We start from the raw sequence: 12,955 nt of genomic DNA, 5'->3' as shown, positions 1-12,955 counted from the left end.
TAAGGAACAGGCAAGGGAGTCTTGATGACAATGGCAGCGATGGAGCATGGATACGAGGAGCAGGAGAATCAGCCGGGAAGCAAGCAGGAGCTGGAACAAATTGAGATTGAGCTGCTTCTGAGCGGAGTACACCGGCTATACGGATATGACTTCAGGAATTATGCGTTGCCTTCCTTGAAGCGGCGGATCTGGCATCATGTCCATGCGGAGAGTCTGCCCACCATATCCGCCTTGCAGGAGAAGGTGCTGCATGACCGTGCCTGCTTCGAACGGTTCGTATACAGCCTCTCGATCCCTGTGACGGAAATGTTCCGTGACCCGGGACTCTTCCTGACCTTCCGCCAGAAGGTAATTCCGCTCCTGCGGACGTATCCATATATCAGGATCTGGCATGCCGGCTGCTCGACAGGCGAAGAGGTCTATTCGATGGCTATTATGCTGCATGAGGAAGGCCTGTATGATAAGGCAAGAATCTATGCTACGGACATGAACGCCCGTTCCTTGCAGCAGGCTAAAGAAGGCGTGTATGAAATTGGAAAAATGAAGCAGTACACCAAGAACTACCTGGAAGCCGGAGGCACAGGTGCCTTCTCGGAATATTATACAGCGAAGTATAATTCAGTGATTCTGCAGCCCTACCTGCGCAAGAATATCATTTTTGCCGAGCATAATCTGGCGACAGACACATCCTTCAATGAATTTAACGTGATTCTGTGCCGCAACGTAATGATCTACTTCAACGATGAGCTCCGCGATCATGTGCATGGCTTGTTCCATGAGAGTCTAAGCCGGTTCGGCGTGCTGGTCCTCGGTTCCAAGGAATCCATTCATTTCACGCGGTACAGTGACAGCTACGAGCCTCTGGACCGGGTAGAGAAAATATACCGCAAAAATAAATAGCGGGTAAGGAGGGACCTATGGGGGTTCAAGAACCGATTCACATACTGCTGGTTGACGACCGTCCCGAGAATTTGCTGGCACTCGAAGCCGTCCTGGAGAGCCAGCACTACAAGCTTGTCAAAGCCAATTCTGGAGAAGAAGCACTGCGGTGCTTATTGAAATATGAATTCGCCGTGATTGTTCTGGACGTTCAGATGCCGGGTATGGACGGGATTGAAACCGCTAAATTAATCAAGGCCAGGGAGAAAACCAAGGATATCCCGATTATCTTCATCTCTGCCAACAGCAGGGAGTCGGAGCATTTATTCGCAGGATATTCGGCCGGTGCCATTGATTATATGGTCAAACCATTTATTCCGCAGATCCTGAAGTCCAAGATCGAAGGCTTCGTCAATATGCATCTGACCAGCAAGAAGCAGCAGATTCAAGCGATGCAGCTCCAGCAGAAGACGCTGGAACTGGAACGCATGAACGGCGAATTGATCAAGGCCAAGGAAGAGGCGGAGATTGCCGCCAAAGCCAAGACCGAATTTCTTGCGATGATGAGTCATGAGATCCGCACTCCGATGAACGGGGTCGTGGGCATGATTGATCTTTTGATGGAGACCCAGCTTGCCCCGGAACAGAAGGAATACACCGAAATCATTCGTAAGAGCGCGGATACACTCATCACGGTGATTAACGATATTCTTGATTTCACCAAGATGGAATCGGGCAAGATGGAGATGGAAGAGCAATTATTCGAGCTGAATACCACCATTCAGGAGGTGTTCAGTCTGTTCTCCGCCGAAGCCGGCAAAAAAAATCTGGAGCTGGCCTATTTCATCGACCAGAAGCTGCCGCGGCTGATCTATGGAGATATGGCCCGTCTGCGCCAGGTGCTCATTAACCTTGTATCCAATGCGGTGAAATTTACCAACCAGGGCGGCGTGTATTTGGTTGCTTCCAGCCTGCCTACAGCGGATAATAATCTGGTAGTGGAATTTACGGTTAAAGATACCGGCATCGGAATCTCGCCGGAGAAATGCGACCGGCTGTTCCAGCCCTTTTCCCAGCTCGATTCATCCATGACCCGTAAATACGGGGGAACGGGCCTCGGCCTCGCCATCTGCAAATCGCTGGTGGGCATGATGGGCGGAGATATCCGTGTGGAGTCGATGGAAGAAAAGGGGGCTACCTTTGTATTCACGATCAAGGTTGCCGTGCCGGAGGATGAACTGGAGGACAGCTGCCGGGAAGAGGTAAGCGCAGCAGACGGGACAGACGAGGCCAGCCGGAGTAAAGTGCTTGTCGTGGATGATCATCCGATTAATCAGCGGCTCATGGTCAGCATGCTGGATAAGCTCGGGTACCGTACGGATGTTGCCGAGGACGGGAAGCAGGCTGTAGAGCTGGCCCGAAAGTCCGCTTATGATTTTATCTTCATGGATTTACAGATGCCGGTCATGGATGGACTTGAAGCAACCTCGCTGATTCGTGAGGACAGCGGCAGTTCACCGGACAAGACGGTGATTATTGCGATGACGGCCAATGTAATGGAGGGAATCCAGAACCGCTGCACTGCTGCCGGAATGGACGGCTACATCAGCAAGCCGCTCAAGCTGAGCAGCATCAAACAAATGATCTCCAGATATTCAGGCAAGGATAACCCCGCAACCCAGCGGAACACCTCGCTTTTTAACGCATAATCCAGGAATTACCGCTGCTGTACAGTTTCATTTGTTGTTTCAACAGTGTGCTATTAGGGTTATTGGTAAAGAAAACATTTAATCAGGAGAGTTGTCTATGAATACACATAAAAGCGAAAAGTTTCACGCAAAAACCGAAACCGTAGGTACAGTATGCACTGTTTATCTGGTGGGTGAGCTTGATTTGTCTGTGGCCCCTGATTTCCGTTTGGTTATGGAGCCGCTAGTGGGAGATACGGGGCTTGACCTCGTGATTAATCTGAAGGATCTGAAGTATATTGACAGCACCGGGATCGGAATCCTGTTGTCAATCCTCAAAGCAAGACACGGAATGGATGTCAAATTTACTGTTGCTGAAGTTCCTCCGCAAATACAGAAGTTGTTTGACATGACCGGCATTTCCAAATTTTTTGCCTCCCAAGAGAATTCCCACTAGGAAAGGATCGAACTAAGAATGAGTGATGACATACAAAGAGTAGTTCTTCAGTTACCCGCCAGTGCAGAATATGTCGATATTGTCCGGCTTAATTTATATGGCATTGCCTCCAAAATGGGTTTCACTTATGAAGACATTGAAGATATGAAGGTAGCAGTCTCGGAAGCCTGTAATAACTCCGTGCTCTATGCCTATGGGCAGGCGGACGGTATGGTTGATGTAATCTTTGAGGTAGGATCAAGTGTCTTATCCATTACTGTCAAAGATGAGGGGGAGAGCTTTGACGGTATGGACGCGTCCGGAGAACGTCTGACGCTGCATGATAAGGAGCTGAATGATGTTCAGGTGGGCGGACTGGGATTCTACCTAATGCAGGCGCTGATGGATGACGTTAGCGTCGTTAGCGAAGCAGGGAAAGGGACAGTCGTTACCCTGACCAAACGGCTCAATTACAGCGAGGAGAAAGTATGAATGACAAAGTGACTCCCCCAGAGTCCATGAATGAAGCGGTAAGCCTGATCTGGGAATACCAGCAGACGAAAGACAATGAAATTGCAACAGTGCTCATCCGCAAATATGAACCCATGGTCAAGATGGCAGCCGGCAAAATCGCCCGTAACCGTCCGGATCTCTATGAGGATCTGTATCAGGTGGGGCAAATGGCGCTGATCCGGCTGCTGCAGCAATACGACATCAGCTTGGGGATTCCCTTCGAGCCGTATGCGATGAAGAGCATGATTGGGCATATGAAAAACTTCCTGCGTGATAAATCCTGGTACATACAGGTTCCCCGGCGGATTAAGGAAAAAGGCGCGCTTGTTCAGCAGGCCATCGATGAACTGACCATCCGGTTAGAACGTTCTCCGGCAGTTGAAGAAATTGCGCATTATCTCGACCTGACCGTAGAAGAAACTGTGGAAGTACTGGCCGGCAGAGAGTGTTATCATTATGTCTCCCTGGATTCACCGCTCTCCCAGGAGGAGAGCGGAGCCACACTGGGCGAATTGATCAGCTCCGATGCGAATGACTACGAGACGGTGGAGAAGCGTATGGATCTCCAGCAGGCACTGGGACAGCTGAAGGAGCAGGAGCAGCAGGTGCTGCTGCTGGCCTTCCAGGACGGCCAATCCCAGCGGGCTATTGCCCAGAAGCTGGGTGTCTCGCAGATGAGTGTCTCGCGTATCCAGAAGCGGGCCACCGAGAAGCTGAAGCAGATCATGGCTAATTCATCCTATTAAATAGTAAGGCAATTATATTTATCAGGGCAGGTTCTATCCCGTATGGGGTAGGGCCTGCCCTTTTTGGGTAGATAAGAATTTATATGTTTTGGGGTCCCGGCAAAGTACCTGAGTCATCACCTACGCTAAAGCCCCACTTTGTGGGGGTAAAGAGCAACATCCCTCCTGCAGTCTATTCCTCGTTAAGAGTAGGCTGCAGGAGGGATGAGCGGGAAATGTAGTCAGTTAGTTGGCATCGATATACTTCTTGATCTCTCCGAGATATTCCCCGATTACCGGCACATTGATAAACAGGCTGAGAATATAGCCAAGCAGACCGAGAATCACAAATGTGCCCAAGGACAATCCGAGCCCTCTGGAGATGCCGGCCATCAGATTGGTAATGATCCGCTTCTTGGGGTCTGTATAATTCTCCAGGATATCCTTGAACTCGGACTTCTCCAGGGAATCCGCAATCTTGTCGAGCCTCGCATTCAAGCGTTTGACCTCATGCCGCAGCTCGAAGGGATGCTCATCAACGTCATAAGCTTTGGTTCTGTTGTCCGCTTCTCCCATAAGGCGTACCTGCTTTCTGTAGCCTGAAACAGGCTTTGTTGGAATATAAGACATGCGTAAATAGAGAGCGGCCAGCTAAGGAAGATCTGGCCGCTCTCTTTGGTATCTACTCAGCGGGATACCCCGGCTTTAGTAGGAGGATTTGTAAGTGCTCTTAACATCCTCTTTAGCGCCCTTCGCTTCCTCTGCGATTTCCTTGGAGGCATCCTTGGTTGTATCTGCTACCTCACCGGAGGCATACTTCGCTTCATCGGCCACATCTTTGGAAGCATCCTTCACGTTATCTGAGATATTTTTGGAAGCATCGGTTACCGTTTCACCGATTTTTTTGCCTGTTTCCGCCAGAGTAGCGGCAATTTGCTGCTTGCTGTCGCTGACAGTCGTGAAGATATCAGAAGCTTTGGCGGATACGGTACCGGCCAGATCGGTGGCCTTTTCGCTAACTGTAGAGGCCAAGGATTTGGTTTTGTCCGTCACCGTTCCGGCAACTTCTTTCGTCTTGTCCGTAGCTACAGTCAGCTTATCGGACAGGTCACTGCGCATCTCGCGTCCAGGCTTCGGTGCGAATAACAATGCCGCTGCTGCTCCGAGCAGACCGCCGATGAAGATCCCTTTAAAGAATGTGCTGCCGCTTTCTACCGGATATTCCTTCTCTGCTTTATTCATTATCAATCACTCCTTATCAGAATAGTCATTCAAATTCAGGTAAGCCTGAATGTTCTTACTTCGTATATAAACGTTGGGCTATGGGCTGAAACAGCGGGACAGCTTGGCAAAGATTGCCGGAGTATACGGGAGCATCCGCGCTGAAAACAGGCTTTTCTATGCCTATTTCAAAGAATTTGCGGCTTTACAAGTTTGATTGATCACGAAGGGAAGGGGGTAAGAAATAGTTAATTATAGCGCATCTATACATCTCATATTGAGGAGCATTCATTCCCCCGTCTAGGATATTGATAAAATAACAACATCTTATGGAGGTGCAGCATTATGATTAAAGTAGTCACAGCAGCCGAGCGTCATACTTCGAATAGAGAATGGATACACAGTGAATTCAGCTTCTCCTTTGCCGATTACGATGACCCCAGCAATGCCCATTTCGGTGCACTGCTGGCGCACAACGACAATGAATTGAAGCCGGAGCAAGGCATGCATGAGCACCCGCATCATGATCTGGAGATTATCACGTATGTGGTGTCGGGTGTGCTGAAGCATCAGGATGACTTAGGCAATCATGCGGATCTGCAGGCAGGCAGTGTGCAGTTAATGAGCGCTGGAACAGGCATTAACCATTCGGAGACGAATCCGTCAGACCATGGGAATGTCCGGTTCCTGCAGATCTGGCTTCTGCCCGACAGGCCCGGTAAGACCCCGAAATGGGATGCCCGGTTCTTCCCGGCGGAGCTGAGGCTTAATCACCTGCTGCCTGTAGCGTCAGGGGAAGGGACTCAAGGCTCGCTGAAGCTGGACAATGATGTTAACATCTACCTGTCCGTTCTGCAGACGAACCGGGAGCTGCATTATCCCCAGCAGGAGGAGCGGCGCACCCATCTGTATGTCATTTCCGGGGATCTGGAGATCTCGTGCGCAGATGGAGTATTCCAGCTTCAGCAGGGGGATGCGGCGCGTATCCGCAAGAGCTGCGAGCTTACGCTCAAAGGCATAAGCAGCTCAGGAGATGCAGAATTCATTCTGATTGACCTCCCGTAGCAGCGGGGACCGCACAGTACGGATACTGTTACAGCACACAAAAGCCCTTCAGCTTCAACGTCCGGCCTTACGGACAATGAAGCTGAAGGGCTTTCTCTAATGTATCCACCGGCTGTATCCAACGGCGTTATTTCTTGCGCAGGCGTCCAAGCTCTGAGACCAGCGCCTCCACCTGGGAGATGCTGAGCCGGTCACTCCCCATGGCAACCTCGTAAATATCCCGGATATCCTCATAATGCTCCACCGAAAAGGCTGACGCCTGCATTGCAGCGGCACTGGCCATTTTCAGCTTGTTTTTGATGCCTTCGATCATATATTCAACGTTCTCCTGGCTTGGGTTTGACAAATCCATTGAGTATAACCGTCCTCCCTGAGTAATATAGAATGTGAACTTGTACAGTCCAAACATCTTATCATGTTTGGGCAGCAGATGACCATTTTTTTGTCCAGATCCCGCAAACATGGTAAATTAAAGGTTACTATATCAGGCTGCTTAGCGAGGGGGAGAGGGTCTTTGGCCATCAGAGAAGAAGAGAGCAGAAAACGGCGTAAAATGGATGCCGGGGGGCTTACCGCCTTCTTCCGCGGGATCGCAGAAGTGTATTCCGCTGAGCAGGTGACCTTCCTCTGTATCGGAACGGACCGTTCCACCGGAGATGCGCTGGGCCCTCTGACGGGAAGCCGTCTGCTGGAATACGGATTCCCTAATGTAACCGGCACGCTGCCCGCGCCCTGTGATGCGGATAATCTGGTTCAGCGGATAACAGAGATTGCGGAAGGGCAGGTTATTATCGCTGTAGACGCCTGTCTTGGGCCTCCGGCTGCACTGGGCTGTTACTTTGCGGCAGCACAGCCGCTGCGGCCCGCACAATCTGTAGGGGGACTCCTGCCCGCAGTAGGGAATTACAGTCTGGCAGCAATCGTAGATGTGAACAGTCCGCGTCCTTACCGGACTATACAGACTACCCCGCTCTACCGGGTAATGGTTATGGCCGACCAGATTGCCAGGGCAGCCGCCCAGGGATTCGGACTTACGGATTGAGAGCGTTTCAAATCAGCGGTTCTAGCTTATTAATATAGACCACTACATAGAAAGAGGGTAAGCAGCCATGGAAAATGTTCGATGCGAGGGAAGCAACATTTGCTATAGTGATCAAGGCGAAGGGGATGTTATCGTGCTGCTGCACGGATTCTGCGGGAGTGCCGAATACTGGGAAAAGGTGATTCCCGGCCTGACTGCCCATTACCGGGTCATTGCCCCGGATCTGCGCGGGCATGGGGCTTCGGATGCTCCGCTGGGAGCCTATACCATCGAGCAGATGGCCGACGATGTGCTGTCGCTGCTGAATGCCCTGGAGATTCCTGAATGCTACCTGTTGGGACACTCGCTCGGAGGTTATATTACCCTGTCGTTTGCCCAGCGCCATGCCTCCAGATTGAAAGGCTTCGGGCTGATTCATTCCTCCGGTTATCCGGACAGTGAAGAAGCCAAGGAGAACCGGCTGAAGAGCGTCACGATGATTCAGAGCGAAGGCATTTTTGCTTTTGTGGATCAGCTGGTGCCTGGACTGTTTGCTCCTGAAGCGGCACCGCGGCTGCTTGAACGGGCCAAGGAGATTGGCTATAAGACTCCGCCGCAAGGCGCAGTTGGCGCATCCTTGGCTATGCGTGAGCGCCCGGACCGCCGCGATGTGATCTCGGCAACGGCGCTGCCGGTGCTGCTGGTGGCCGGAGCAGAGGATTCGAAGGTGACGCCGGAGCGGACGTTCACTTCAGACAACCAGAACATTACCAAGGTGACGCTGCCGGGTGTAGGCCACATGGGCATGTTCGAAGCACCGGAGGAGCTGGCGAGGATTATTAAGGATTTCGTGCAGGCCCCTGTGCAGCAATAAATTACATCAGGCAATAGGGACAGAAGGCAACACTCCCGCTCTCCGGCGGGGTGCTGCCTTCTGTTTGTTGTGCAAATTTATATATTTTATTGAAACTTACGGATCGCCGGAAGGCACAACACCAAGGCAACACAAGAGAGGCCCAGGCCGGAAAAAATAATAATGGTCGATACGCCTCCGATCCGGTCGGCCAGCCAGCCGACTAAGATATATCCGACCGGCAGCAGGGCGAAGGAACCGAACATATCCAGACTGGCTACTCGTCCGAAGGCTTCCTTCGGAACAAGCTCCTGCAGGCTGATCTCCCAGATCAGCCCGAAGATCATTAATCCGAAGCCTTCTACGGTAAATAAGGCGATGGCTGCTGCCGGGGTGCCTGCGAACGGGAGCAGCAGCAGGGCAGCCCCGCTGATCATGGCGCCGCCGTAAGCCAGGATGCCGCGGTGATTCCATTTTGGCCGCAGGCCGTACAGCAGGCCGGCCGTTATGGCCCCGACACCGGAGAACGTAACGGCCAGGCCGTAGAGATAAGGAGGCCAGCCGTGATGGACCTTGAACAGCCAGGGAAGAAGGACGCTGATTACGCCCGTATAACATATATTGACGAAGCAGAAGGCGAGAATTGTAATCCAGAGCCAGGGCTGGCTGCGAAGAACAAGTATTCCTTCGGCGAAATCCTGCCTCCAGTGCGGAGCTGGAGAGGTCCCGGCAGCAGGCTTAGCAAGGATTCCAGTCTCAGCGGCAGCAGACCGCAGCCGGGTCATCATCACTCTGCGCAGATAGATTAGGCAGATGAGAGAGATAAGATAGGTGAAAGCATCAATTCCGAAGCCGAAGCCTGCGGACAGGTGGGTAATCAGCAGTCCCCCTAACGCGGGACCTATCAGCCGTACGGACTGGGTCGTGATCTGAGTTAGAGAATTCGCTGCTACGCGGATATCCGGAGTGAATACGGTAGCGCGGACTGCAGCGTAGGCGGGCTGGAATAAGCCGTCCAGCAGGCCGTAGCAGGCAACAAGTCCATAGAGCAACGGAATGCTCAGTACTCCGGTCAAGGACAGCACAGCCGTCGTAAGCATAACGATGAACCGGGCAATATCGGCCAGCATCATAATCCGTACCCGGTCGTAGCGGTCGACAATATGTCCGGATACCGGCAGCATGATTACATTAGGCAGCATATAGGCGGCCATGACCATCCCCATAATGGTGGTGGAGCCGGTCAGGGAATAGACTAGAACAGGCAGGATAACCATGGTTACCGAGCTGCCCAAAAAAGAAACTAAATGTCCCAGCCACAGGTAAGGAAAGGCGCGGGATTGCCGGAAAGGGGCGGCGAAGCCCCCAAGCGGATGATGCTTCGGTTGTCCGGAAGGGCCAGCGGTGCTCATCTATTGCTGTGCCTCCTCTTCCGGCTGCGCAGCAGCATCGGCAGACTGCAGACGGCCCAGCATCACTTCCACACCGTATTCGTCACCTTCCGTTACCTTGGACTCCCAGGCAGTAATCAGCTCCAGCAGCTCCTGGTGGAATTCCGCAAGCTCCTGAGGAGAGAGAGTAAGCCTGGTAGTGAAATGCCGGGTCTGGTCTTCTTTGCGGAAGTGAAGGCTGCGAAGCGCTTCCGAGTGGAACATCGTACCTTTGGAACGGTAAAATTTCTGGATGATGCCTCCTGCGGCTTCTGTACGGACAAGCTCGAGCAGACCGCCTTCATAGAGCTTGACGATATGGTAGTGAATATTACCCGGAGTCTTGTTCAGCTTCTCCGCAACCTGCTTGGAGGTAAGCGGCTCTGCCGACAGCGTGTGCATAATCTTAATCCGTAAGGCGCTCTCCAGCAGCTTATCCTGTTCCGGCGTAACGTTCAAAAGCTGGTTGCTTGTCTGCAGATCCTGTTGATCTGAAACGGCCGCTGTGGTCGAGTCTTGCGTTTTGCCGGTTGGCTTGGTCATCAATAAGCCTCCTCTGTAGGGTCCGTATTAACATGTATACCATCTGTATCCAAATTTTGATCTGTTAAATAGTTCGATCTGTAATGCAGATTAGGTAACTGAATTATAGTTTATCATTATAGTGGGGTCAAGACTTAACTTCGCAGAGTGGCGCCGGAGAGACGAATGGTTTAAGATGAGTCCAACAGCAAGCAGAGGATACAGAAGAGAAGCAGTTGCGTAACGAAAGGAGCTCAGTATGTTCCGGAGAGATTATATTGTGCGGATGATCGAGGATATGACAGTTATGGTCGCCAAGGTGCTGACCTTGAAGCAGGATAAAAAAACAACGGAGGCCCTGTGGGAAGTAGATGAGCTGCTGATGCGGCATTTTCGCCTGAATTCGCGTCTGCTCAATTCGTTGTCCGTAGAGGATATTATTGATATGTTTCGTCTTGGAGGGGTGCTTGAGGCCGACAAGCTGCAAGGGGTAGCCCGGCTGCTGAAGGAGGAAGGCGGGATATACGCGGCCAAAGGAGACCGGGATGCAGCCCTCTTCAGGGCGATGCGTTCCCTGCATTTATTCATCTATGCCGGTCTTCATGGTGCGGACCGTGAGCTGCTGAATATGACGGAAGAGATCAATGAGCTGCTTGAGGAAGTGGAGCCGTACCGCCTTCCCGCCAAGACCGAACGTCTCCTGATGGCTTACCACGAATCTCTGGGACATTACGCCAAGGCGGAGAACAGTCTCTACCGGCTCTGGGAGCAGGGGGAGAATGTAGCAGAGGAAGGCAGGGAGCTGTACGGACGGCTGCTGCTTTTAAGTCCGGAGCAGTTAGCCCGGGGCGGTCTTCCTGTAGAGGAAGTGCAGCAGGGCAGGGAAGAATGGAGCAAGCTTACCGTTAATGCTATAATGTAACGATATTCAGGAGACTACGTGCTCTATTTTATATATCCGAAAGTGAGATGTACCCATTTGGAAGCTTTGAAGGAATTGATCGAGCAAGTGATAACCGGCCGTACTCTGATTACGGCTACACTAAGCCAACTGCGCAGTAAGGTCGATGCCGCCTACAATAAAGTACAGGTTAAGCCTGTTGAGCTAAAAGGGAAGCTGCATTATCAGTTTGCCTATTATATCGGCCCTAAGGTCGAACACCGCAACATTCCCGCAGATGAGGCCGCCGAAGAGATGCTCTCTTTGCTGAGGGACACCTTCCGCCAAGGTCTGCTGTGTACGGCCGGTGCCGACTATCAGGTGCTGATCAGCAAGAAATACAAGGTATCTATTCTGACCAAATCAGCCAGCAGGCAGGAAGCGCCGGATCTGGCCCATAACCGCCGGAAGCAGTATGTGCTGGATGAGGGGGAGCCGGTGCCGTTCCTGGTCGAGCTTGGTATTATGAACAGCGAAGGCAAGGTGCTGGCCAAAAAATATGATAAGTTCCGCCAGATCAACCGGTTCCTGGAGATGGTTCAGGATGTGCTGGGCGATCTGCCGGCAGGCCGGCCGCTGACGATTGTGGATTTTGGCTGCGGCAAGTCTTATTTGACCTTCGCGCTGTATCACTATCTCGCCCTCCGCGAGCAGCGGGAGCTGAATATTGTCGGCCTTGACCTTAAGGCGGATGTCATTGCACACTGCGACGCGCTGGCGGCCAGGCTGGGCTATGACCGGCTGAAGTTCCTGGTGGGTGATATTGCGGACTATAATGAGCTGGATCAGGTGGACATGGTGGTCACGCTGCATGCTTGCGATACCGCCACCGATGCAGCACTGGAGAAGGCCGTGCGCTGGGGCGCATCGGTAATCCTCTCGGTGCCCTGCTGCCAGCATGAGCTGTTCGCGCAGGTCGAGAGCGAGGTGCTGAATCCGCTGCTGTCACACGGTATCCTGAAGGAGCGATTCTCGGCGCTCGCCACCGATGCAATCCGGGCGAAGCTGCTGGACCTGATGGGCTACCGCAGCCAGCTGCTGGAATTCATCGACATGGAGCATACCCCGAAGAACATCCTGATCCGCGCCGTCCGCAGCGACAGCGGCGACCAGGCTGCCAAATGGCGCGAATACACCGCATTCCGCGATTTCCTCGGTGCCAAGCCTTACCTGGAGCGCGCCTGCTCCGATCTGCTGCCCGCCGGCAGTCCGGAAGCTTAATTTATGTGTTGAATAGTTTAGGGTACTGAGCGGCCGCTTCCTGATGGGAGCGGCTGTTTTTTTGCGGGTTGGGGAAATGGGGGCTGAAGGAGAGCCGGGGGCAGGCGTACCCCTGCTTTTAGCGGCTGCGGGGCAAATGTGTGTGGAAAACCGAATACAATCGGCTGAGTGCGGGTGAGCGGGGGAAATGTATGCGGAAAACCGAATACAATGTGGTGGTGCGTGGGTCGTATCCTGGCTAGGATAGCACATGAGAAGCAAGATGCTCCTCCACTGGCGGGGGAGGCCAAATGAGCAAAATCAGGTGCACAAGTGCACTTCATTATGAGTGATTGAGCTACTTTGGGTGGAATCAGGTGCATAAGTGCACTTCATTATGAGTGATTGAGCTACTTTGGGTGGAATCAGGTGCATAAGTACTCTTCATTTGAGCGTGTGAGC

Annotated in this window: 15 protein-coding genes; 10 read left to right on the top strand and 5 right to left on the bottom strand. The window is 52.4% G+C overall.

Going from position 1 to position 12,955, the window contains the following annotated elements:
• Window positions 1–30: 30 nt before the first annotated feature.
• The 5 genes from MHH28_RS17920 (at window position 31) to MHH28_RS17900 (ending at window position 4,262) form a co-directional block, all read left to right on the top strand.
• Window positions 31–900: a CheR family methyltransferase gene (locus tag MHH28_RS17920; RefSeq protein WP_405117163.1), complete on the top strand. Its 870-nt coding sequence runs from the start codon at window positions 31–33 to the stop codon at window positions 898–900.
• 17 nt (window positions 901–917) lie between these two features.
• A complete protein-coding gene (locus MHH28_RS17915; RefSeq protein ID WP_405104391.1) occupies window positions 918–2,588 on the top strand; it encodes a response regulator in 1,671 nt (556 codons plus the stop codon).
• 97 nt (window positions 2,589–2,685) lie between these two features.
• On the top strand, window positions 2,686–3,024 hold the full coding sequence (locus MHH28_RS17910; RefSeq protein WP_341183901.1) for an STAS domain-containing protein: 339 nt from the start codon (window positions 2,686–2,688) through the stop codon (window positions 3,022–3,024).
• An 18-nt stretch (window positions 3,025–3,042) separates the two neighbouring features.
• Window positions 3,043–3,495, top strand: coding sequence for an anti-sigma B factor RsbW (rsbW, locus tag MHH28_RS17905; RefSeq protein ID WP_341348496.1), 453 nt, complete (start codon window positions 3,043–3,045; stop codon window positions 3,493–3,495).
• The gene (locus tag MHH28_RS17900) at window positions 3,492–4,262 is read left to right on the top strand and encodes a sigma-70 family RNA polymerase sigma factor (protein ID WP_341016627.1); all 771 of its coding nucleotides are present in this window, start codon (window positions 3,492–3,494) and stop codon (window positions 4,260–4,262) included. The genes rsbW and MHH28_RS17900 overlap by 4 nt, the downstream gene beginning before the upstream one ends.
• Window positions 4,263–4,487: 225 nt before the next feature.
• On the opposite strand, the gene MHH28_RS17895 is transcribed toward MHH28_RS17900, so the two are convergent.
• Window positions 4,488–4,817, bottom strand: a complete 330-nt coding sequence (locus tag MHH28_RS17895) for a DUF5665 domain-containing protein (RefSeq protein WP_405104390.1) — start codon at window positions 4,815–4,817, stop codon at window positions 4,488–4,490.
• A gap of 129 nt (window positions 4,818–4,946) precedes the next feature.
• Complete coding sequence (locus tag MHH28_RS17890) at window positions 4,947–5,483, bottom strand: YtxH domain-containing protein (protein ID WP_405104389.1); 537 nt, start codon at window positions 5,481–5,483, stop codon at window positions 4,947–4,949.
• A gap of 324 nt (window positions 5,484–5,807) precedes the next feature.
• Here MHH28_RS17890 and MHH28_RS17885 point away from each other — a divergent pair, with 324 nt between their 5' ends.
• A complete protein-coding gene (locus tag MHH28_RS17885) occupies window positions 5,808–6,527 on the top strand; it encodes a pirin family protein (RefSeq protein WP_405104388.1) in 720 nt (239 codons plus the stop codon).
• A gap of 127 nt (window positions 6,528–6,654) precedes the next feature.
• Here MHH28_RS17885 and MHH28_RS17880 read toward each other — a convergent pair whose 3' ends face one another.
• On the bottom strand, window positions 6,655–6,879 hold the full coding sequence (locus tag MHH28_RS17880) for a DUF1128 domain-containing protein (RefSeq protein ID WP_405104387.1): 225 nt from the start codon (window positions 6,877–6,879) through the stop codon (window positions 6,655–6,657).
• A 162-nt stretch (window positions 6,880–7,041) separates the two neighbouring features.
• Here MHH28_RS17880 and yyaC point away from each other — a divergent pair, with 162 nt between their 5' ends.
• A complete protein-coding gene (gene yyaC, locus MHH28_RS17875) occupies window positions 7,042–7,569 on the top strand; it encodes a spore protease YyaC (RefSeq protein WP_405104386.1) in 528 nt (175 codons plus the stop codon).
• Between the two features lie 67 nt (window positions 7,570–7,636).
• Window positions 7,637–8,422, top strand: a complete 786-nt coding sequence (locus tag MHH28_RS17870; protein ID WP_405104385.1) for an alpha/beta fold hydrolase — start codon at window positions 7,637–7,639, stop codon at window positions 8,420–8,422.
• A gap of 86 nt (window positions 8,423–8,508) precedes the next feature.
• Here MHH28_RS17870 and MHH28_RS17865 read toward each other — a convergent pair whose 3' ends face one another.
• Window positions 8,509–9,813, bottom strand: a complete 1,305-nt coding sequence (locus tag MHH28_RS17865) for an MFS transporter (protein ID WP_405104384.1) — start codon at window positions 9,811–9,813, stop codon at window positions 8,509–8,511.
• On the bottom strand, window positions 9,814–10,374 hold the full coding sequence (locus MHH28_RS17860; RefSeq protein ID WP_405104383.1) for an ArsR/SmtB family transcription factor: 561 nt from the start codon (window positions 10,372–10,374) through the stop codon (window positions 9,814–9,816).
• Window positions 10,375–10,612: 238 nt separating this feature from the next.
• On the opposite strand from MHH28_RS17860, the gene MHH28_RS17855 reads away from it, so the two are divergent.
• Together MHH28_RS17855 and MHH28_RS17850 are read left to right on the top strand one after the other, a co-directional pair.
• A complete protein-coding gene (locus MHH28_RS17855) occupies window positions 10,613–11,275 on the top strand; it encodes a DUF6483 family protein (protein ID WP_405104382.1) in 663 nt (220 codons plus the stop codon).
• Between the two features lie 57 nt (window positions 11,276–11,332).
• Window positions 11,333–12,514 (top strand): class I SAM-dependent methyltransferase, encoded by a 1,182-nt coding sequence (locus MHH28_RS17850; RefSeq protein WP_405104381.1) that lies wholly within the window; start codon window positions 11,333–11,335, stop codon window positions 12,512–12,514.
• Window positions 12,515–12,955: the final 441 nt, after the last annotated feature.

Source organism: Paenibacillus sp. FSL K6-1217 (genome assembly GCF_045040735.1).
GTDB lineage: Bacteria > Bacillota > Bacilli > Paenibacillales > Paenibacillaceae > Paenibacillus_AQ.
This window is presented reverse-complemented; position numbering and strand designations above follow the sequence as displayed.